We start from the raw sequence: 20,855 nt of genomic DNA on the forward strand, positions 1-20,855 counted from the left end.
GGGCCCGCACGAGCATCATCCTACTGCGCCGAAGGTTGCAGATCCGCGTCACGCACCAGCCGCTCGAGCGCCGCCAGGTCCGGCACTCGCGCCACTTGCTCGCCCACCTGCACCGCCGCCAGCTCCAGCGCCCCCAGCGGCACGTCCACATAGTTCAACTGGCTGTCCAGCTTGCACGAGCGCGGGATCCCCTGCAGGAGCAGCGCCAGGTAGCGCAGCCCGGTATCGCCCAAGGCGTTGAGCACGACGATCCGCGCCCGCTCGCCACAGGGCGTTTCACCGCCACAGGCGGCCTCGAAGCCTATCAGCGGCAGACACTGCTGGCGCCAGTCGATCCAGCCCATGTGCCAGGCCGGCTCATGCAGTTCGCAGACGAACGCACGCTCGCCGATCAGCTCGGCCACCGCAACGTTGGGCAGCACCAGGGTGCGGTCGCCCAGGGGCAGCAACAGCCCGGTGAGGCTGCTGCGCTGACCGGCGATATGTTCAAGCATGAGGCTGGCTCCAGTGGGCGATGCTCTGCAACAGGAGCGACTCCTGGTAAGGCTTGCCGAGGTATTCGTTGACGCCGATGGCCATGGCCCGGTCGCGGTGTTTCTGCCCGGTACGCGAGGTGATCATGATGATCGGCAAGTCGTGCAGGCGGTTGTCACGCCGCACCCGCGTCGCCACTTCGAAGCCGTCCATGCGCGGCATCTCGATGTCCAGCAGCAGCACGTCAGGGCGGTGCTCCTCCAGCAGGGCCATCGCATCGACCCCGTCCTTGGCGGTCAACACGCTCATGCCGTGACGTTCCAGCAGGCGGCTGGTGACCTTGCGCACGGTGACCGAATCATCGACCACCATCACCAGCAACGGACGCCGCGCCGCCGGGCCGAACAGCTGGCGCCGCTCGCCGTCACCCACCGGCAACCGCGCCAGGCGCCGCTGCTGGCCGCGCAGCTGACCGAGCAGGTCGAGAATCAGCACCACCCGCCCATCACCGAGCAAGGTCGCACCAGACAACCCCGGCACCGCAGCGAATTGTGGCCCCAGGCTTTTCACCACGATTTCGCGGCTCGGCGACAAGCCATCGGCCTGGATCGCAAACGACTGCTCCTGGGCATGCACCAGCAGCACCGGCAAGGGCAGGCTTTGCCCCAGCAGGCGCGGACGGCCGACATCCTGCAACAGCTCGCCCAGGTAGCGCAGGTCGTAGGCGTGCCCCGCATAGCGATAGCGCGGCGGATCCAGCTGGTAGCAGGCCTCGAGCTCGGCGGGCGGCACGCGGACGATGCCCTCGATGGTGTTGAGCGGGATGGCGTACTGCTCCTCGCCCAGGTGCACCATCAGCGCCCGGTTCAGCGATACCGTGAACGGCAAGCGGATCTGGAAGCGTGCCCCCTTGCCTGGGCTGGACTCGATGCTCATCGAGCCACCCAACTGCTTGACCTCTTCATGGACCACATCCATGCCCAGCCCGCGCCCGGAAATCTGGGTGATCTTCTCGGCCGTGGAGAAGCCCGGACGCAGGATGAACTGCAAGATCTCGTGATCGCTGAGCTGCGCCTGCGGCGCCAGCAAGCCGCGCTTGATGGCCTTCTTGCGAACCGCCTCCAGCGGCACCCCGGCGCCGTCGTCGCTCATCTCGATGACGATGTCGGCGCCCTCGTGGAGCAAGTTGAGGTGGATGGTGCCCTGCTCCGGCTTGCCTGCCGCCAGGCGCACCTCGCGCGGCTCCAGGCCATGGTCGACGGCGTTGCGCAGCATGTGCTCCAGGGGCGCGACCATGCGCTCGAGCACGCTGCGGTCCAATTCGCCCTCGGCGTTGCCGACCACCAGTTCGACCTGTTTGCCCAGCTCGCTCGCCACCTGCCGCACCACGCGCTGCAGGCGTGGCACCAGGCGCTCGAAAGGCACCATCAGGGTGGCGGTCAGGCCTTCCTGCAACTGACTGTTGACCCGCGCCTGCTGCTGCAGCAGGCCATGCGCCTCCTGGGCCCGCAGGGTCAGGGTTTCCTTGAGGTCGAGCAAGTCGGAAGCCGATTCGAACAAGGCCCGCGACAGCTGCTGCAACTGCGAATGGCGGTCCATTTCCAGCGGGTCGAAATCGTCGTAGGCGTCGCCCTCGGCCTGCCAGCGGCTGGACATGCGGCCCTGGGTTTCGTTGTCCAGGCGCAGCAACTGGTCGCGCATGCGCTCCAGGGTGGTTTCCATTTCGCTCAAGGCGAACTGTGCATCGTTGACCTGCTGCTCGATGCGACCACGAATGATCGCGTGCTCGCTGGCCAGGTTGCCCAGGTCGTCGAGCAGTTCGGCATCGACCTTGACCATGTCCCCCGGCGCTCGCTCGGGTGCAGCGCTCGGCACATCGAGCGGCGCGGCCTCCACCGGCGGCTGGCCGGCGGCGCTGTCGGTCAGCGCCGCACTGGAGAAGTTGCGAATGTAGTCGATCAGCGCCGTTGCCGCGTGCAGCGGCTGCCCCAAACGTACGGCGTCGAGCATGTGCGCGAGACGGTCGTGGCAGTTCTGCAGCAGGCTGAACAGCGCGGGCGTCGGCGGCAGGCGGCCAGCAGCGAGCAGTTCGTAGAGAAACTCCAGCTCATGGGCCAGGTCGCCGATGGCGGCGATTTCCACCATGCGCGCGCCGCCCTTGAGGGTGTGCAGGTCGCGCAGCAGGTTTTCCACCTCGACACTGCTGCGCGGGTCGGCCTGCCAGCGCGCCAATGCAGCCGCAGCGCTTTCGACGATGTCCGAGCTTTCTTCGAGGAAGACTTCCAGCAGCTCCTTGTCGCCGGGTGTTTCTGCCCCCTCCGGCTCGCTGACCGGCGCATGGCGGAACTCACGCAACTCGCCGAGCAGTGCCACCGCAGAAGACGGCAGCTCGCCCTGGCGCAGGCTGTCGAGCATCTGGCCCAGCGCCGCATGGCTGCGCTGCAGCAGCTCGAACAGCGCACTGCTGGCGGCCAACCGCCGATCGACCAGCCCTTCGTAGAGCAACGCCAGCTCCTGGGCGAGCACTTCGATGGCGCCAATCGCGGCCATCTGCGCACCGCCGCGCAAGGTCTGCACATCGTGCTGCAACGCGGACACCGCCGAGCTGGCTTCCGGCTCCTGTCGCCAGCGCTGCAAAGCCTGATCGGCGCTGTCGAGGATGTCGCCGGCCTCGTCGAGGAACAACTGCACCACTGCCGGCTCCGGCAGGTCCATGGCCGTGGCCAGCGGGGTCACGCCCTGCTCGCCCACCAGCCCGGTTGCCGCCGGGTCGAGCGCCCCGTCCAGCAGCGCACGCAAGCCATCCAGGCACTCGCTGCGCGGGGTGACCTCCTGCCCGGCAGCAATCTCATCGAGCATGTCGATCAGGGCTTCGTGGGCCTGCCGCGCCTGGGCGAAGAAATGCCCGTTGGCGACCAGGCTGCCCTCCTCAACCGCCCCATACAGATCGAGCAGCGCTTCGCAGAGCTCATCCACCTGCCAGAAATCGGCCAGGTGCGCACCATGGGCCAGGGTCGTCAGCTCATCAAGCAGCGTGTCCAGCTCCTGGCGTTCGCGCGGGTGCTCCTGCCAGCGCGACAACAGCGACTCGGCATCGAGCAGGATATCCATGCCCTGAGCCAGGAAGCTGGCGATCAGTTGTGGATCACGACGGTTGCGGCGGGTGTGCGGCGCTGCGTCCTGCAGCACCGCCAGGCGTGCATCCACCGCTTCGCCGACCTGCTCGATCAGTTGCGCAGCGCCAGGAATCGGTGCCAGCGGTGTGCGCTCAAGCTGGGCCAGGCCCAGCTGGAACAGGCTGCGCGACGCTTCCAGCCATTCGATATCCGCCACTTCCAACGGCAGTTGGTGCGCCTTGTATTCACGCGCCAGGCGGTCGAAGGCGGTGGCAAGCTCTGCGATCGGCATCACCCCGGCCATGGCCGCGCTGCCCTTGAGGGTATGCAGCGCGCGTTGCAGGCTGTCGCTGACCGGGGTGTCCTGGCCTTTGGCAGCCATGAGGAAACTGTCGAGGCTGGCCAGATGGCCCTGGGCCTCGTTGCGAAAGATCTCCAGCAGTTGCGGATCGAGCCCGTCACTGTCGCTGGCAGACGCGGTGTCGTTGACCGCCAGGGCGTGCAGGTGGCTACTGAGCTGCTCGACATCGGCCAGCCGGGGTATCTGACCCACCGCAAAGTCGGCGAGCAGGTCAGGCAGGTGCACAAAGGCCTGTTGCAGCGCCACGGCGCCCTCGCCGCTGAGCACGATGCGTCCTTCCAGCACACGGTTGAGCAGATGCTCGGCGCCCCAGGCCAGCTCGGCCACGGCGCCTGCGTGCACCATCCGCCCGCTGCCCTTGAGCGTATGCAAGGCACGGCGCAGTTCGACAAGCGCGTCGCGTTGCTGGTTGTCGGCACGCCAGCGCAACCATTGGCGTTCGATCTCCGGCAGCAGCTCAGCGGTTTCCTCCAGGAACACTTCGCGCAGCTCATCGTCGATGCCGTCATCGGCACGCTGCGGCTCAGCCATGACCGGCGCTTGGCTGCAGCGCAGGCCAAGGGCGGCCAGACTGGCGCAGGCCATGTCGAGAAAACGCTGGGCATCGGCCAGCGGATCGGCGACACGCCATTGCAGGTAGCACTCCACCGCACTCAAGGCCTCGGCCAGGTGGGCCAGCTCCTGCTCCGGTGGCTCCTGCTCAAGATGCGACGACCAGCCTTGCACATAGTCGGCCGACACCCCGAACACCTCGGAGGCGGCCGGCAGCATCAGCATCGCCAACGCGCCACGCACCTGCTGCAGCAGGCCCGGCAGGGGCTGCAGACGCTGGCGCGGCCAACCGGATTCCAGGCAGTCGCCGATCAGGTCCTTGGCCTGCTGCAACACCGAGAGCGACTCCTCGAACACCCGCTGGCGGATCTCGGTCACGTCCGAGCCGGGCATGCCGCCTTCCAGGCCCTCGGCAAGGCCGCCGACCATGCCGTTGAGCGTCGCCTCCACGTACAACAGTGCACCGGCCACATCCATCAGCACCGCATCGTCCACGGCACGTTCGCCCTGGGCCAGGGCCTGCAAGGCGAGCACCTGGTCGATGATGACCCGGCGCGGCTGCTGGAAGCCCAGCACTGCGAGGGTATCGGCCACATGGCGCAGCGGCGCGATCAGCACATCGAGTGGGTCGCGCTGCTCGTTATCCCCCCGTACGAAGGGGTCGAGCCGCTCCTTGATCCGCACCAGGTCGTCGCACAGGGCAGTGATCACCGAGCGCAGGGCATCGCGGCCCTGGCCGGCCTGCAACTGGTCGCGCCAGTTGCCCAGCGACAGGTCGAGGTTGGCCAGATCGTTGGCCCCCGCCAGGCGCTGCGCCGCCTCTCCCATCAGGCTGTCCTGGGCCAGCGGCTCGGCGCCGCGGCACAGGCGCAACTGATTGAGCAACGGCAGCACCACCAACGGCAGGTCGTGGCGCGCCCCCCGCAGGCGCTCGAGGTAGGGCGGTAATTGCTCAAGGCCGCGGAACAGCGCACCCAGGCAATCGCCACGCGGGCTGACCTGGCCCTCGAAGAGGGCACGCCCGAGCAACTCCAATTCCTCGGCCAGGCGCGCCGCGCCATTGAGCTCGAGCATCGTCAGGCACCCTTGCACCTGATGCAGGTTGTCGACGAAGAACCCCAGCAAGGCGGGGTCGCCCGGCTCGCTGGAAAAACGCTCCAGCGCCTGCCGCGCCTGGCCCAGGCAATCGGCGATGGCCGCCTTGGTCCAGCTCAGGGCGACCGTGTCGTGACGCTCGGGGCTCATTGCCGTAACGGCCATAGACCTCTCCTCAGCGCCGCTCGGCCGGGGCCGGCAGGGTGAAACCAGACACCGAACGGCGCATCTCGCTGGCCATTCTGGCCAGGTGACGGATGCTGTCGGCGGTAGCGCCGGAACCGGCGGAGGTCTGCGCAGTGATCTGCTGGATCACCGCCATGGTGTGGGAAATCTGCCCGGCCGAGGATGTCTGCAATTGCGCCGCGTCGGAAATGCTGTGGATCAGTTCGGCCAGGTTCTGCGACACGCCCTCGATTTCGGCGAGGGCCACGCCTGCGTCCTGGGCAAGACGCGCACCACGCACCACTTCGGCGGTGGTCTGCTCCATGGAGATCACCGCTTCGTTGGTATCGGCCTGGATGGTCCGCACCAGCGCTTCGATCTGCCGGGTGGCCGACGACGAACGCTCAGCCAGGCGCTGCACTTCGTCAGCGACCACGGCGAAGCCGCGCCCGGCTTCACCCGCGAGCGAAGCCTGGATTGCCGCATTGAGGGCCAGGATGTTGGTTTGTTCGGCAATGTCGTCGATCAGGCTGACGATGTCGCCGATTTCCTGGGAAGACTCGCCAAGACGCTTGATGCGCTTGGCGGTGTCCTGGATCTGTTCGCGGATGTTGTCCATGCCATGGATGGTGTTGTGCACCACCTCGTTACCCTTGTTGGCGATGGCCACCGAACGCTCGGCGACCTTGGCCGACTCGTAGGCGTGGGCGGAAACCCGGTCGATCGACTCGACCATGTCGCCCACCGCCAGCGACGCCTCGCTGATCTGGTCGGCCTGGTGTTCCGAGGCCTTGGCCAGCTGGCGTGCGGTGTTCTGGGTGTCCTGCACCGCAGCGGCGACCTGCTCGGCGCTGTGGTTGATGGTCGCCACCAGGTCGCGCAACTGGTCCACCGAGAAGTTGATCGAGTCGGCGATGGCGCCGGTGAAGTCTTCGGTGACCGACACCGTCACCGTCAGGTCGCCATCGGCCAGCTCTTCGATTTCATCGAGCAGGCGCATGATCGCCTGCTGGTTGCGCTCGTTCTTCTCCGCCGTGTCGCGTAGTTGCCGGTTGGTGGCGCGGACCATCACCAGGCCGATGAGGATGATCGAGGCCAGCGCCAGCAGGCCGAGTACGTAGCCGCCGACGGTGTCGAGGGTGCGCCCGGCCAGGTTCTCGAAACCATTGGCCAGGTGCGAGGCTTCGTCGAGCAGGGTCTGCGACAGGCTGAAGATGTTGCTCGCGGCCTCGCGCACCCGCAGCAGCTCCGGTGAAGTCTCGAGAATTTCGTCGACCGAGCCGGAAACGAACTGGAACAGCTCGGCGATCTCGGCCAGGCGCGCACGCGCGTCCGGGTCTTCGACACGGGTCACCTGGATTGCCGGATTGCCACCGAGCATGCCCTCGAGCACCTGGCCGAAGCGGCTGGCATCACGGCCGAAGGTGTCGGCGGCCTGCACCGAGGTATCGTCACCGGCCAGCACGGTATTGACCGAACCGAGAATCCGCTCGGCCAGCAGCAACTGGCGCTGGGCCACAGCCACCTGGCTGGCCGGTGCACCGCTCTGCAGCAGGATTTCCACGACCTTTTCGTACTCGACCTGCAACTGTGGCACGGTTTCGGCCAGGGTCGCCGCCACCTGGTGCAACGACAGCACGGTCTGCTCGCTGGCCAGGATGGTGTCGGTGTTGCGCCGCAGGTTTTCCCAGTCCTGGCGCACCGCGTCCATCTCGTCGCGCACCGTGGCCGGCGCTGGCGGCAGGCCGGTGGCCTTGTCACCCTCGCGCAGGTATTTCCAGCGGCGCTCGAAATCGTTACGTGCATCGGACAGCAGCCGGAACGCCAGGGCCTTGCCCGCCGCCGCCTCGGTGGCGTTCTTGGCGATGCGCTGGGACAGCACGCGCAACTCGCCGGCATGGCCGATGTACTGCTTGTCGTGGTTGGACTGGGTGTTGAGGTAGGCGAAGTTGGCGAACAGCAGCACGATCGACAGGATCAGCACCACGAACAGCACAGTGATCTGCGCGGTGCTGCGCGGGCGCTGGGCCAAGGCTTCGGGAACGACGGTTGGAGCGGGCTTGTTCACTGTCGCAGGGTCCTCTACAACGCCACATCGAGAAAGCCTGGCGCCTGGGCCAGGGCGAAGGGGCTGAAGATCGCCCAGTTGCGCTCACGCGGGAAATGCCCCTGGACGAAACGCGCCGCGGCGCGGATCAGTGGCTGCGGGGGCGACAGCTCCAGGCTGCTCAGGTCGAAATGTTGCAAGCCGACCACTTCATCCACCAACAGGCCGACGAACAGGTCGTCGTGGTCCAGCACCAGCACGCGGCGCTGCTTGCCCGAGGCTGCCGGCCCAAGGCCGAAGAACGCCGAAAGGTCCATCACCGGCAGCAGGCGACCGCGCAGGTTGGCCACGCCGCACACCCATGGCTGCACCCCAGGCACCCGGCTGCTGCGCGGCTCGCGCAACACTTCGGCCACCTCCCCCATGGGGGCGACGAACCACTGCCCGGCGATGCGAAAGCCGATACCGCTCCATTGTTGCAGGCGCGTGTCCTGCAGCGGCTGGTCGGCCACCAGCAGGCGGCAGCGGCGGTCGATGTCCAGCAACAGCTCGAAGGCGGTCAGCGACGCACCCTGGGGGCGTGTGGTCAAGCGCCCAGCACCTCTTTGAGCTTGGCGATCAGCGCGTCCTCTTCCACCGGCTTGGTCAGGAAATCGCGAGCGCCCTGGCGCGTGGCCCAGATGCGGTCGGTTTCCTGGTCCTTGGTGGTGACCACGATCACCGGGATGGCGCTGGTTTCAGGGTCCTTGCTGAGCTGGCGGGTGGCCTGGAAGCCGTTCATGCCGGGCATGACGATGTCCATCAGCACCGCATCCGGCTTGTCCTGGCGGGCCAGGGCCACGCCATCGGCACCGTTGCTGGCCTTGAGCACCTGGTAGCCATGCTTCTCGAGCCATTCGGTCAATCTGTACATCTCTGTCGGCGAGTCGTCGACAATCAGCACTCGGGCCATACGGTTTCCCCATCAGGAAAATGAAGACCGCGCCAGGGCGGGCGCGGTCAGGGTGCGTGTTGTGCCTGCACGGCGAATTCGGGCACGTGGGCACGGATCGCGTCGAGCAGTTCTTCCTTGCTGAACGGTTTGGTGAGGAACTGATCGGAGCCGACCACCCGGCCGCGGGCCTTGTCGAACAGGCCGTCACGCGACGACAGCAGGATCACCGGAATATCCTTGAACGCACTGTTGTGCTTGATCACCGCACAGGTCTGGTAACCGTCCAGGCGCGGCATCAGTACATCGACGAAGATGATCCGCGGCTTGTGATCGACGATCTTGGCCAGGGCATCGAAACCGTCGCTGGCGGTGATCACCTCGCAACCCACCTCGCCCAGCAACATCTGGGCGGTGCGGCGGATGGTGCGGGAATCGTCGATCACCATCACCTTCAGGGGCTGTTCCATGAAATGCGTCACCCATCGCCAAGCCAGGAATGAAACCTCGAGGGCTGCCATGCAGCGCTCTGACTGGCATTTTTAACACAGTCCGGGTAGGCATTCCATCTGCCTCCCCCCTTGACCGGCCGCGTTCCCGGCGCCACCCTGAGCCACTTTTCTTTCGTGCCATCGCGGCCACCTGCCGCCAAGAGGAATTACCCCATGAGCGTTCGCCTCGGGATTGTCATGGACCCCATCGCGTCCATTTCCTACAAGAAGGACAGCTCGCTGGCCATGCTGCTGGCGGCGCAGGAGCGTGGCTGGAGCCTGTTCTACATGGAGCAGCGCGACCTCTACCTGGGTGCCGGCCAGGCCCGTGCACAGATGCGACCGCTGAAGGTGTTCGCCGATCCGGCCCGCTGGTTCGAGCTGGGCGATGAGCAGGACAGCGCGCTGAGCGAGCTGGACGTGATCCTGATGCGCAAGGATCCCCCCTTCGACATGGAGTTCGTCTACAGCACCTACCTGCTGGAGCAGGCCGAGCGCGAAGGCGTGCTGATCGTCAACAAACCGCAGAGCCTGCGTGACTGCAACGAAAAGCTGTTCGCTACGCAGTTCCCGCAATGCATGGCGCCAACCCTGGTCAGCCGCCGCGCCGACATCCTGCGCGCCTTCGCCGCCACCCATGGCGATGTGATCCTCAAGCCGCTCGACGGCATGGGCGGCGCATCGGTGTTCCGTCACCGCCAGGGCGACCCGAACCTCTCGGTGATCCTCGAAACCCTGACCCAGCATGGCCACCAGCAGATCATGGCGCAGGCCTACCTGCCGCAGATCGTCGATGGCGACAAGCGCATCCTGATGATCGACGGCGAGCCGGTGCCCTACTGCCTGGCACGCATCCCGGCCAGCGGCGAGACCCGTGGCAACCTGGCCGCCGGTGGCCGTGGCGAAGCCCGTCCGCTGACCGAGCGCGACCGCTGGATCGCCGCCCAGGTTGGCCCGACCCTGCGCGAAAAGGGCCTGCTGTTCGTCGGCCTGGACGTGATTGGCGACTCGCTGACCGAGATCAACGTCACCAGCCCGACCTGCATCCGGGAGATCGATGCTGCCTACAACACCCATATCGGCGGCCAGCTGATGGACGCCATTGATCGCAAGCTCAAGGCGCGCTGACCACCGACGCGGAGCAAAACCCTGGAGTGGGGTATGATGCCGGTCCATTTCACTCGACCTGCTGCCCCACTGCGGTTGCTGGATACCCGATGACGCTGCCTGCCGACATCCCATCCGACCTGCTGCCACCGCGCGTTCGCCCGGTGGACCGGCTCGGTTTCACGCTGTTTCTTGCCGCCCTGGTGCACCTTGCGCTGATCCTCGGGGTGGGTTTCAGCGTGGTCAAGCCCGCCGAAGTCCGCCAGACCATGGACATCACCCTGGCCACCTTCAAGAGCGAGAAAGCGCCGGAGAAAGCCGACTACCAGGCCCAGGACAACCAGCAGGGCAGTGGCACCCTGGACAAGAAAGCCGTCCCCACCACCACCGAAGTGGCGCCGTTCCAGGACAGCAAGGTCAACAAGATCACCCCACCTCCGGCAGCCCGGCCGGAAACGCCAGCGGCGCCGGCAAAATCCGTGGTGACGACCAAGGCAGCGAAACCGCAGAAAGCCGAAACCGCGCCAAAGGAAAGCAAGCCTCAACCCAAGCCCCCCGCACCGGTGCCGGACTTCGACAGCTCGCAGTTGTCGAGCCAGATCGCCAGCCTCGAGGCCGAGCTGTCCAACGAACAGCAGTTGTATGCCAAGCGCCCCCGCATCCATCGTCTCAACGCGGCCTCGACCATGCGCGACAAGGGGGCCTGGTACAAAGAGGAATGGCGCAAGAAAGTCGAGCGGATCGGCAACCTCAATTACCCTGAAGAAGCCCGACGCCAGCAGATGTACGGCAGCCTGCGGATGATGGTGTCGATCAACCGCGACGGTTCGTTGTATGAAGTGCTGGTGCTGGAATCCTCCGGGCAGCCGGTGCTGGACCAGGCCGCCCAGCGCATCGTTCGCCTTGCGGCACCGTTCGCGCCGTTCACCGGGGACCTGGCGGAGTTCGACCGCCTGGAGATCATCCGCACCTGGCGCTTCGCGCGTGGGGACCGGCTGTCGAGCAATTGACCGGTACGGGCTGTGTCGGCCCGTCGCTGCGACTTGCCCCGCGATGGGGCCGGTACCTACACCGCACAGCCAGCTTGTCAGCCTCGCCACCTGACGCCACACTACCCCTCATGAAAACCCTCACGCCGAGCTACCTCAAGCACCAGTTCCTGATTGCCATGCCGCACATGGTCGATCCGAACTTTGCCCAGACCCTCACCTACATCGTCGAGCACAACGCCAACGGCGCCATGGGCCTGGTGGTCAACCGCCCGCAGGAGCTGAACCTGGCCGATATCCTCGAGCAGTTGCGCCCGGATGAGGAACCGCCTGCCAGCACCCTGCAGATCCCGATCTACCAGGGTGGCCCGGTGCAGACCGACCGCGGCTTCGTGCTGCACAGCGCCGAATGCACCTACCAGGCCACCATCGAGCTGCAAGGCCTGTCGCTGTCGACATCACAGGATGTGCTGTTCGCCATCGCCGAGGGCGTCGGCCCGAAGCAGAGCCTGATCACCCTGGGCTACGCCGGCTGGGAAGCCGGGCAGCTCGAGGCGGAGCTGGCCGATAACGCCTGGCTCAACTGCCCGTTCGACCCCGAGATCCTCTTCGGCATGGCCTGCGAGCAGCGCCTGCAGGCCGCCGCGCAAAGCCTGGGCATCAACCTCAGTCTGCTGACCAGCCAGGCAGGGCACGCCTGATGGCCGAGCTGCGCCTGCTGCTGGGCTTCGACTACGGCACCCGCCAGATCGGCGTCGCCGTCGGCCAGGTCATCACCGGCCAGGCCCGCGAACTGTGTACGCTCAAGGCACAGAACGGCGTGCCGGACTGGAACCAGGTCGAGAAACTGATCAAGGAATGGAAACCCGACGCCATCGTCGTCGGCCTGCCGCTGAACATGGACGGCACGTCCAGCGAGATGAGCGAACGCGCGGAGAAGTTCGCCCGCCGCCTGCATGGACGCTACAACCTGCCGGTACATACCCACGACGAACGCCTGACCACCTTCGAGGCCAAGGGCGAACAGATGGCCCGTGGCGGCCAGCGTGGCAGCTACCGCGACAACCCGGTCGACGCCATCGCCGCTGCACTGCTGCTGCAGGGCTGGCTGGAGGCCAATACCTGACCATCCGCTTTGCTGCCGGCGATGCCGGCGCCCCAAGGAGCACGCAATGAGCCTACCCAATCCCGCCGACCTGATCCGGCAGATGGCCGTCGACCTTCGCGCCCACCTGGCGCGCCGCGCCATCGCAGAGCCACGCTTCATCGGTATCCGCACCGGTGGCGTGTGGGTTGCCCAGGCCCTGCAGCAAGCGCTTGGCGACCAGAGCCCGCTGGGCACCCTCGACGTGTCGTTCTACCGCGACGACTTCAGCCAGAACGGCCTGCACCCGCAGGTGCGCCCGTCCGAGCTGCCGTTCGAGATCGAAGGCCAGCACCTGGTGCTGGTGGATGACGTGCTGATGAGCGGTCGAACCATCCGCGCTGCGCTCAACGAGCTGTTCGACTATGGGCGCCCGGCCAGCGTGACCCTGGTCTGCCTGCTCGACCTGGACGCAGGCGAATTGCCGATCCGCCCGAATGTGCTCGGTGCGACGCTGTCCTTGGCGGCCCATGAACGGGTAAAATTGACCGGACCCGCCCCGCTCGCCCTCGAGCGCCAGGACCTCGCCCCCGCATCCGCCCTTTAAGAGTCCCCCGCGATGACGCCATTCGACGCCAAGCGCCCGCTGCAGCTCAACGATCAGGGCCAGCTACGCCATTTCCTCTCGCTCGACGGTTTGCCCCGCGAACTGCTCACCGAGATCCTCGACACCGCCGACTCCTTCCTCGAAGTTGGCGCCCGGGCCGTCAAGAAGGTTCCGTTGCTGCGCGGCAAGACCGTGTGCAACGTGTTCTTCGAGAACTCCACCCGCACCCGCACCACCTTCGAACTGGCCGCCCAGCGCCTGTCAGCCGACGTGATCAGCCTGAACGTGTCGACCTCCTCGACCAGCAAGGGCGAAACCCTGTTCGATACCCTGCGCAACCTGGAAGCCATGGCTGCCGACATGTTCGTCGTGCGTCACTCCGACTCCGGCGCCGCGCACTTCATCGCCGAGCACGTGTGCCCGGAGGTCGCGGTGATCAACGGCGGCGATGGCCGCCATGCCCACCCGACCCAGGGCATGCTCGACATGCTGACCATCCGTCGGCACAAGGGCAGCTTCGAGAACCTTTCGGTGGCGATCGTCGGCGATATCCTGCACTCGCGCGTAGCCCGCTCCGACATGCTCGCGCTCAAGGCCCTGGGTTGCCCGGACATCCGTGTGATCGGCCCGAAGACGCTGATCCCGATCGGTATCGAGCAGTACGGGGTCAAGGTCTACACCGACCTGGCCGAGGGCCTCAAGGACGTCGACGTGGTGATCATGCTGCGCCTGCAGCGTGAGCGCATGGCCGGTGGCCTGCTGCCCAGCGAGGGCGAGTTCTACCGCCTGTTCGGTCTGACCACCGCGCGCCTGGCCGGCGCCAAGCCGGACGCCATCGTCATGCACCCGGGCCCGATCAATCGGGGCGTGGAAATCGAATCGGCGGTGGCCGACGGCAAGCACTCGGTGATCCTCAACCAGGTGACCTACGGCATCGCCGTGCGCATGGCCGTACTGTCGATGGCCATGAGCGGCCAGAACGCGCAACGTCAACTCGACCAGGAGAACGCCCTGTGACCATCAGCATCATCGGCGCACGGGTCATCGATCCCAGCAGCGGCCTGGACCAGGTCACCGACCTGCACCTGGAGAACGGTCGCATCCTTGCCCTCGGCGCAGCGCCAGCAGGCTTCAGCGCCAGCCGCACGATCCAGGCCGACGGCCTGGTGGCCGCACCTGGCCTGGTCGACCTCGACGTCGCCCTGCGCGAGCCGGGCTACAGCCGCAAGGGCAACATTGCCAGCGAAACCCGCGCGGCCGTGGCCGGCGGCGTCACCAGCCTGTGCTGCCCGCCGCAGACCAAACCGGTGCTCGACACCTCGGCCGTCGCGGAACTGATCCTCGACCGCGCCCGCGAGGCAGCCAACAGCAAGGTCTACCCGATTGGCGCCCTGACCAAGGGCCTGGAAGGCGAGCAACTGGCCGAGCTGGTGGCCCTGCGCGACACCGGCTGCGTGGCCTTCGGCAACGGCCTCAAGGAGATCCCCAACATCCGGACCCTGGCCCGCGCCCTGGAATATGCCGCCACCTTCGACCTGACCGTGGTGTTCCACTCCCAGGACCGCGACCTGTCAGCCGGAGGCCTGGCCCACGAAGGTGCCATGGCCAGCTTCCTTGGCTTGCCGGGCATACCGGAAACCGCCGAGACCGTGGCGCTGGCGCGAAACCTGCTGCTGGTCGAACAGACTGGCGTGCGAGCGCACTTCACCCAGATCACCAGCGCCCGCGGCGCACGGCTGATCGCCCAGGCCCAGCAACTGGGGCTGCCAGTCACGGCCGACGTGGCGCTGTACCAGCTGATCCTCACCGACGAGGCGCTGCGCGATTTCTCCAGCCTGTACCACGTACAGCCACCGCTGCGCACCCCGGCCGACCGCGATGGCCTGCGCGAGGCAGTGAAGTCGGGCGTCATCCAGGCGATCTCCAGCCACCACCAGCCCCACGAGCGCGATGCCAAGCTGGCACCGTTCGGCGCCACCGAGGCGGGGATCAGCAGTGTCGAACTGCTGCTGCCGCTGGCCATGACCCTGGTCGAGGACGGCCTGATCGACCTGCCGACCCTGCTGGCACGGCTGTCCAGCGGCCCGGCCCAGGCGCTGCGCCTGCCGGCGGGCGAGCTGAAGGTCGGTGGTGCGGCAGACCTGGTGCTGTTCGACCCGAGCGCCTCCACCGTGGCCGGCGAGCAGTGGTTCTCCCGTGGCGAAAACTGCCCGTTCATCGGGCATTGCCTGCCGGGCGCAGTGCGCTACACCCTGGTCGACGGGCATGTCTGCCACGAAGCCTGAGTAAGAGCCTTCGCGGGCAAGCCCGCTCCCACAGGTGAGACAACTGTGGGAGCGGGCTTGCCCGCGAAGGACCCACTTCAATGCTCCTGCCGTGCCCGACCATTCATCCCCCCCGGTTGAAATCCTTCCCCCCTCACCCCATATGAGTCTGCAACAGGCATTTTCGCCCCGCTGCGTGGAGACTCTCTCTTGACCACCATCGTTTCTGTCCGCCGTAACGGCAAAGTCGTCATGGGCGGCGACGGCCAGGTATCCCTCGGCAACACCGTCATGAAAGGCAACGCCAAGAAGGTCCGTCGCCTGTACAACGGCGAGGTCATTGCAGGCTTTGCCGGCGCCACCGCCGACGCCTTCACCCTGTTCGAGCGCTTCGAATCGCAACTGCAGAAGCACTCCGGGCACCTGGTGCGTGCGGCCGTCGAACTGGCCAAGGAGTGGCGCACCGACCGCTCGCTGAGCCGCCTGGAAGCCATGCTCGCCGTGGCCAACAAGGACGCCTCGCTGATCATCACCGGTAACGGTGACGTGGTCGAACCCGAAGACGGCCTGATCGCCATGGGTTCCGGTGGCGCCTACGCACAGGCCGCAGCCCGCGCCCTGCTGAACAAGACCGATCTCTCGGCCCGCGAAATCGCCGAGACCGCACTGAATATCGCCGGTGACATCTGTGTGTTCACCAACCACAACCTGACCATCGAGGAGCAGGACCTGGCCGAGTGATCAGCTGATCTGGTGTCCCGCCCACTGCGGGACTTTTTCCCACGCTGACTCACCACACCCCAGGACCCAATTCACCATGTCCATGACCCCCCGCGAGATCGTCCACGAACTCAACCGCCACATCATCGGCCAGGACGACGCCAAGCGTGCCGTCGCCATCGCCCTGCGCAACCGCTGGCGGCGCATGCAGCTGCCTGCCGAGCTGCGTGCCGAAGTCACCCCCAAGAACATCCTGATGATCGGCCCTACCGGCGTCGGCAAGACCGAAATCGCCCGACGCCTGGCCAAGCTCGCCAATGCTCCGTTCATCAAGGTCGAAGCGACCAAGTTCACCGAAGTCGGTTACGTTGGCCGTGATGTCGAGTCGATCATCCGCGACCTCGCCGATGCTGCGCTGAAAATGCTGCGCGAGCAGGAAATCGTCCGTGTGCGCCACCGCGCCGAAGACGCCGCCGAAGACCGCATCCTCGACGCCCTGCTGCCGCAGGCGCGGGTCAGCAGCTTCAACGAGGAAGCCCAACAGTCCAGCAGCGACTCCAACACTCGCCAGCTGTTCCGCAAGCGCCTGCGTGAAGGCCAGTTGGACGACAAGGAAATCGAGATCGAAGTCGCCGATGCGGTGGGCGTCGAAATCGCTGCGCCGCCCGGCATGGAAGAGATGACCAACCAGCTGCAGAGCCTGTTCGCCAACATGGGCAAAGGCAAGCGCAAGGCACGCAAGCTGAAGGTCAAGGAAGCGCTGAAGATGGTCCGTGACGAGGAGGCGAGCCGCCTGGTCAACGAGGAAGAGCTCAAGGCCAAGGCCCTGGAAGCCGTCGAGCAGCACGGCATCGTGTTCATCGACGAGATCGACAAGGTGGCCAAGCGCGGCAACGTCGGCGGCGCCGATGTGTCCCGCGAAGGCGTGCAGCGCGACCTGTTGCCGCTGATCGAAGGCTGCACGGTCAACACCAAGCTGGGCATGGTCAAGACCGACCACATCCTGTTCATCGCCTCCGGTGCGTTCCACCTGAGCAAGCCGAGCGACCTGGTACCGGAGCTGCAGGGCCGCCTGCCGATCCGCGTCGAGCTCAAGGCCCTGACGCCGCAGGACTTCGAGCGCATCCTCAAGGAGCCGCACGCTTCGCTCACCGAACAGTACCGCGAGCTGCTCAAGACCGAAGGCCTGCACATCGCCTTCGCCGACGAAGGCATCAAGCGCCTGGCCGAGATCGCCTTCCAGGTCAACGAGAAGACCGAGAACATCGGTGCCCGCCGCCTGCACACCCTGCTCGAGCGCCTGCTCGAAGAGGTGTCGTTCAGTGCCGGCGACCTGGCCAGCGCCCATGACGAGACGCCGATCAACATCGACGCCGCCTATGTGAACAGCCACCTCGGTGAGCTGGCGCAGAACGAAGACCTGTCGCGTTACATCCTGTAATACCACCACCGCGGGCGAGCCCGCTCCCCATGGGTCACCACAATGCCGAAGTATGTGGTGCCTCTGGGGAGCGGGCTTGCCCGCGAATGGGCCCTTGAATCCCTCCATCAGAAGCTGGAAGCTTGTTCCATCAGCTCCCGAGAGATTCCCCCATGGCCCGCCTCCCCACCGCCATCAACCTGCACAAAGCCTCGAAAACCCTCACACTCACCTACGCCCCCGGCGAGGTCTATCACCTGCCCGCCGAGTTCCTGCGCGTGCACTCCCCCTCCGCCGAGGTCCAGGGCCACGGCAACCCCATCCTGCAGTTCGGCAAGATCAACGTCGGCCTCAGCGGCCTGGAACCTGCCGGCCAATACGCCTTGAAACTGACGTTCGACGACGGCCACGACAGCGGCCTGTTCACCTGGGAATACCTCGAGCAACTGTGCCTGCGCCAGGAACAGCTGTGGGCCGAGTACCTCGACGAACTGCACAAAGCCGGCAAATCCCGCGACCCGGTCGAGTCAGTGGTCAAGCTCATGCTCTAGGTCAAGCTTCCCAGGCGTTAGAGCGCATTTTCTAATGTGTTCTGTTTGAATGACTTACAGACAGCCAATGACTGGCTGTCTTGCGCATTGCATGAAAGTCGGGTAACCAATGGGGCTGGCAAGTTCCTGCATCTGTTCGTTATCACTGGTCACCCGAGCAGCAGTACCGGGCGGTCGTCTGTGTACCCGCCACAGGCAGCCGGTACTCGTCTCAGGACAACGGAGCGTCGTAGATGAGTAACAAGAACAACGATGAGTTGCAGAAACAGGCCTCGGAAAACACCCTCGGCCTGAATCCGGTCATCGGCATTCGTCGCAAGGACCTGCTGAGCTCCGCGCGCACCGTACTGCGCCAGGCGGTGCGTCAGCCGTTGCACAGCGCCAAGCATGTGGCCCATTTCGGCCTGGAACTGAAAAACGTGCTGCTGGGCAAGTCCAACCTGCATCCCGAGAGCGATGATCGTCGCTTCAGCGATCCGGCCTGGAGCCAGAATCCGCTCTATCGCCGTTACCTGCAGACCTACCTGGCCTGGCGCAAGGAGCTCAACGACTGGATCGCCGAGAGTGACCTGTCGCCCCAGGATGTCAGCCGCGGCCAGTTCGTCATCAACCTGATGACCGAAGCCATGGCGCCGACCAACACACTGGCCAACCCGCAGGCGGTCAAGCGCTTCTTCGAGACGGGCGGCAAGAGCCTGCTCGATGGCCTGTCCAACCTCGCCAAGGACATGGTCAACAACGGCGGCATGCCCAGTCAGGTGAACATGGAAGCCTTCGAGGTTGGCAAGAACCTCGGCACCAGCGAAGGTGCGGTGGTGTTTCGCAACGACGTGCTGGAGCTGATCCAGTACAGGCCGATCACCGAGCAGGTGCACAGCCGCCCGCTGCTGGTGGTGCCGCCACAGATCAACAAGTTCTACGTTTTCGACCTCAGCCCGGAAAAGAGCCTGGCGCGCTTCTGCCTGCGCTCCAACCAGCAGACCTTCATCATCAGTTGGCGCAACCCGACCAAGGCCCAGCGCGAGTGGGGTCTGTCGACCTACATCGACGCCCTCAAGGAAGCAGTGGACGCGGTGCTGGCCATAACCGGCAGCAAGGACCTGAACATGCTCGGTGCCTGCTCCGGCGGCATCACCTGCACCGCGCTGCTGGGCCACTACGCCGCGCTGGGCGAAACCAAGGTCAATTCGCTGACCTTGCTGGTGAGCGTGCTCGACACCACGGTCGATACCCAAGTGGCACTGTTCGTCGACGAACAGACCCTCGAAGCCGCCAAGCGCCACTCCTACCAGGCCGGCGTGCTCGAAGGCAGCGACATGGCCAAGGTGTTCGCCTGGATGCGTCCCAATGACCTGATCTGGAACTACTGGGTCAACAACTACCTGCTCGGCAACGAGCCGCCGATCTTCGACATCCTGTTCTGGAACAACGACACCACACGGCTGCCGGCCGCCTTCCACGGCGACCTGATCGAGATGTTCAAGACCAACCCGCTGACCCGCGCCGACGCGCTGGAAGTCTCCGGCACCGCCATCGACCTGAAGAAAGTGCAGTGCGATATCTACAGCGTCGCCGGCACCGCCGACCACATCACCCCCTGGCAGTCGTGCTACCGCTCGGCGCACCTGTTCGGCGGCAAGATCGAGTTCGTGCTCTCCAACAGCGGCCATATCCAGAGCATCCTCAACCCGCCAGGCAACCCCAAGGCGCGCTTCCTGACCGGTGAAGACCGCCCGGACGACCCGTTGGCCTGGCAGGAGAACGCGATCAAGCACGCCGACTCCTGGTGGCTGCACTGGCAGGCCTGGCTGGGTGAACGCGCCGGTGAGCTGAAGAAAGCACCGACGCGCCTGGGCAATCGCGCCTACAGCGCGGGCGAAGCGGCCCCGGGGACCTACGTGCACGAGCGTTGAGTCGCACCGCCGCGGCCACCCGGCGGGCTGCGGCGCTTCATCCATCACAGAGTCAGGCGCATGTCGCAACCCTACGTATTCAGGACCGTCGAGCTGGACAACCAGTCCATCCGCACCGCCGTCCGCCCCGGCAAGCCACACCTGACGCCGCTGCTGATCTTCAACGGCATTGGCGCCAACCTCGAGCTGGTATTCCCATTCATCGAGGCGCTGGACCCGGACCTTGAGGTCATCGCCTTCGACGTACCCGGTGTCGGCGGCTCGTCCACGCCCCGCCACCCCTATCGTTTCCCGGGCCTGGCCAAGCTCACCGCACGCATGCTCGACTACCTTGACTACGGCCAGGTCAATGTCATCGGCGTGTCCTGGGGCGGGGCGCTGGCCCAGCAGTTTGCCCACGACTATCCCGAGCGCTGCAAGAAACTGGTGCTCGCCGCCACCGCTGCGGGGGCCTTCATGGTGCCCGGCAAGCCCAAGGTGTTGTGGATGATGGCCAGCCCGCGGCGCTATGTGCAGCCGTCGCACGTGATCCGCATTGCGCCGATGATTTATGGCGGCGCCTTCCGCCGCGACCCGGACCTGGCGTTGCACCACGCCTCCAAGGTGCGCTCCGGGGGCAAGACCGGCTACTACTGGCAACTGTTCGCGGGGCTTGGCTGGACGAGCATCCACTGGCTGCACAAGATCCACCAGCCGACCCTGGTGCTGGCCGGTGACGATGACCCGCTGATTCCGCTGATCAACATGCGCCTGCTGGCCTGGCGAATTCCCAATGCCCAGCTACACATAATCGATGATGGCCACCTGTTCCTGATCACCCGCGCCGAGGCCGTCGCCCCGATCATCATGAAATTCCTCCAGGAAGAGCGTCAGCGTGCGGTCATGCATCCGCGGCCGGTGGCGCGCAGGTAAGCGGGCGCCAGGACATTCAGTTACTCGGCGGTGCTGCCTTCGCGGGCAAGCCCGCT

Annotated in this window: 18 protein-coding genes; 12 read left to right on the forward strand and 6 right to left on the reverse strand. The window is 65.9% G+C overall.

Features of this window, described 5'->3' with window-relative positions; translation table 11 throughout:
* Nucleotides 1-20 precede the first annotated feature (20 nt).
* From F6X62_RS17475 to F6X62_RS17500, 6 genes are read right to left on the reverse strand one after another with little or no spacing between them, the layout of a single operon-like run.
* On the reverse strand, nucleotides 21-494 hold the full coding sequence (locus F6X62_RS17475; RefSeq protein ID WP_054894834.1) for a chemotaxis protein CheW: 474 nt from the start codon (nucleotides 492-494) through the stop codon (nucleotides 21-23).
* Nucleotides 487-5,763, reverse strand: a complete 5,277-nt coding sequence (locus F6X62_RS17480) for an Hpt domain-containing protein (protein WP_256674048.1) — start codon at nucleotides 5,761-5,763, stop codon at nucleotides 487-489. Before F6X62_RS17480 ends, F6X62_RS17475 begins: the two co-directional genes overlap by 8 nt.
* Before the next feature lie 10 nt (nucleotides 5,764-5,773).
* Entirely contained in the window at nucleotides 5,774-7,795 is a 2,022-nt protein-coding gene (locus tag F6X62_RS17485) for a methyl-accepting chemotaxis protein (protein ID WP_370671316.1), read from the reverse strand.
* Between the two features lie 50 nt (nucleotides 7,796-7,845).
* The gene (locus F6X62_RS17490) at nucleotides 7,846-8,400 is read right to left on the reverse strand and encodes a chemotaxis protein CheW (protein WP_065863863.1); all 555 of its coding nucleotides are present in this window, start codon (nucleotides 8,398-8,400) and stop codon (nucleotides 7,846-7,848) included.
* A complete protein-coding gene (gene pilH, locus F6X62_RS17495; protein ID WP_012274551.1) occupies nucleotides 8,397-8,762 on the reverse strand; it encodes a twitching motility response regulator PilH in 366 nt (121 codons plus the stop codon). The genes F6X62_RS17490 and pilH overlap by 4 nt, the downstream gene beginning before the upstream one ends.
* 47 nt (nucleotides 8,763-8,809) lie before the next feature.
* On the reverse strand, nucleotides 8,810-9,211 hold the full coding sequence (locus tag F6X62_RS17500; RefSeq protein ID WP_054894851.1) for a PleD family two-component system response regulator: 402 nt from the start codon (nucleotides 9,209-9,211) through the stop codon (nucleotides 8,810-8,812).
* Between the two features lie 195 nt (nucleotides 9,212-9,406).
* Between F6X62_RS17500 and gshB the strand changes: the two genes are divergently transcribed.
* From gshB to phaZ, 12 genes are all read left to right on the forward strand, one after another.
* Entirely contained in the window at nucleotides 9,407-10,360 is a 954-nt protein-coding gene (gshB, locus tag F6X62_RS17505; RefSeq protein ID WP_151926002.1) for a glutathione synthase, read from the forward strand.
* A gap of 89 nt (nucleotides 10,361-10,449) precedes the next feature.
* A complete protein-coding gene (locus F6X62_RS17510; RefSeq protein ID WP_063546554.1) occupies nucleotides 10,450-11,349 on the forward strand; it encodes an energy transducer TonB in 900 nt (299 codons plus the stop codon).
* Nucleotides 11,350-11,459: 110 nt separating this feature from the next.
* On the forward strand, nucleotides 11,460-12,029 hold the full coding sequence (locus tag F6X62_RS17515; RefSeq protein ID WP_125931242.1) for a YqgE/AlgH family protein: 570 nt from the start codon (nucleotides 11,460-11,462) through the stop codon (nucleotides 12,027-12,029).
* Nucleotides 12,029-12,454 carry a Holliday junction resolvase RuvX gene (gene ruvX, locus F6X62_RS17520; RefSeq protein WP_153774260.1) on the forward strand — a complete coding sequence of 142 codons (426 nt, stop codon included), beginning with the start codon at nucleotides 12,029-12,031 and terminating at the stop codon, nucleotides 12,452-12,454. Before F6X62_RS17515 ends, ruvX begins: the two co-directional genes overlap by 1 nt.
* 46 nt (nucleotides 12,455-12,500) lie before the next feature.
* On the forward strand, nucleotides 12,501-13,019 hold the full coding sequence (pyrR, locus tag F6X62_RS17525) for a bifunctional pyr operon transcriptional regulator/uracil phosphoribosyltransferase PyrR (RefSeq protein WP_054894842.1): 519 nt from the start codon (nucleotides 12,501-12,503) through the stop codon (nucleotides 13,017-13,019).
* Between the two features lie 12 nt (nucleotides 13,020-13,031).
* Nucleotides 13,032-14,036 carry an aspartate carbamoyltransferase catalytic subunit gene (locus F6X62_RS17530; protein WP_054894843.1) on the forward strand — a complete coding sequence of 335 codons (1,005 nt, stop codon included), beginning with the start codon at nucleotides 13,032-13,034 and terminating at the stop codon, nucleotides 14,034-14,036.
* Nucleotides 14,033-15,304 carry a dihydroorotase gene (locus F6X62_RS17535; RefSeq protein ID WP_153774261.1) on the forward strand — a complete coding sequence of 424 codons (1,272 nt, stop codon included), beginning with the start codon at nucleotides 14,033-14,035 and terminating at the stop codon, nucleotides 15,302-15,304. The genes F6X62_RS17530 and F6X62_RS17535 overlap by 4 nt, the downstream gene beginning before the upstream one ends.
* A gap of 189 nt (nucleotides 15,305-15,493) precedes the next feature.
* Nucleotides 15,494-16,024 (forward strand): ATP-dependent protease subunit HslV, encoded by a 531-nt coding sequence (hslV, locus tag F6X62_RS17540; RefSeq protein WP_054894845.1) that lies wholly within the window; start codon nucleotides 15,494-15,496, stop codon nucleotides 16,022-16,024.
* A gap of 76 nt (nucleotides 16,025-16,100) precedes the next feature.
* On the forward strand, nucleotides 16,101-17,444 hold the full coding sequence (gene hslU, locus F6X62_RS17545) for an ATP-dependent protease ATPase subunit HslU (RefSeq protein WP_153774262.1): 1,344 nt from the start codon (nucleotides 16,101-16,103) through the stop codon (nucleotides 17,442-17,444).
* A 152-nt stretch (nucleotides 17,445-17,596) separates the two neighbouring features.
* A complete protein-coding gene (locus F6X62_RS17550; RefSeq protein ID WP_063546560.1) occupies nucleotides 17,597-17,974 on the forward strand; it encodes a gamma-butyrobetaine hydroxylase-like domain-containing protein in 378 nt (125 codons plus the stop codon).
* 233 nt (nucleotides 17,975-18,207) lie between these two features.
* Nucleotides 18,208-19,887, forward strand: a complete 1,680-nt coding sequence (phaC, locus tag F6X62_RS17555; protein ID WP_063546562.1) for a class II poly(R)-hydroxyalkanoic acid synthase — start codon at nucleotides 18,208-18,210, stop codon at nucleotides 19,885-19,887.
* 60 nt (nucleotides 19,888-19,947) lie between these two features.
* Entirely contained in the window at nucleotides 19,948-20,799 is an 852-nt protein-coding gene (gene phaZ / locus F6X62_RS17560) for a poly(3-hydroxyalkanoate) depolymerase (RefSeq protein WP_063546564.1), read from the forward strand.
* Nucleotides 20,800-20,855 lie beyond the last annotated feature (56 nt).

This window comes from Pseudomonas sp. MNR3A, from assembly GCF_009650575.1.
Lineage (GTDB): Bacteria > Pseudomonadota > Gammaproteobacteria > Pseudomonadales > Pseudomonadaceae > Aquipseudomonas > Aquipseudomonas machongensis.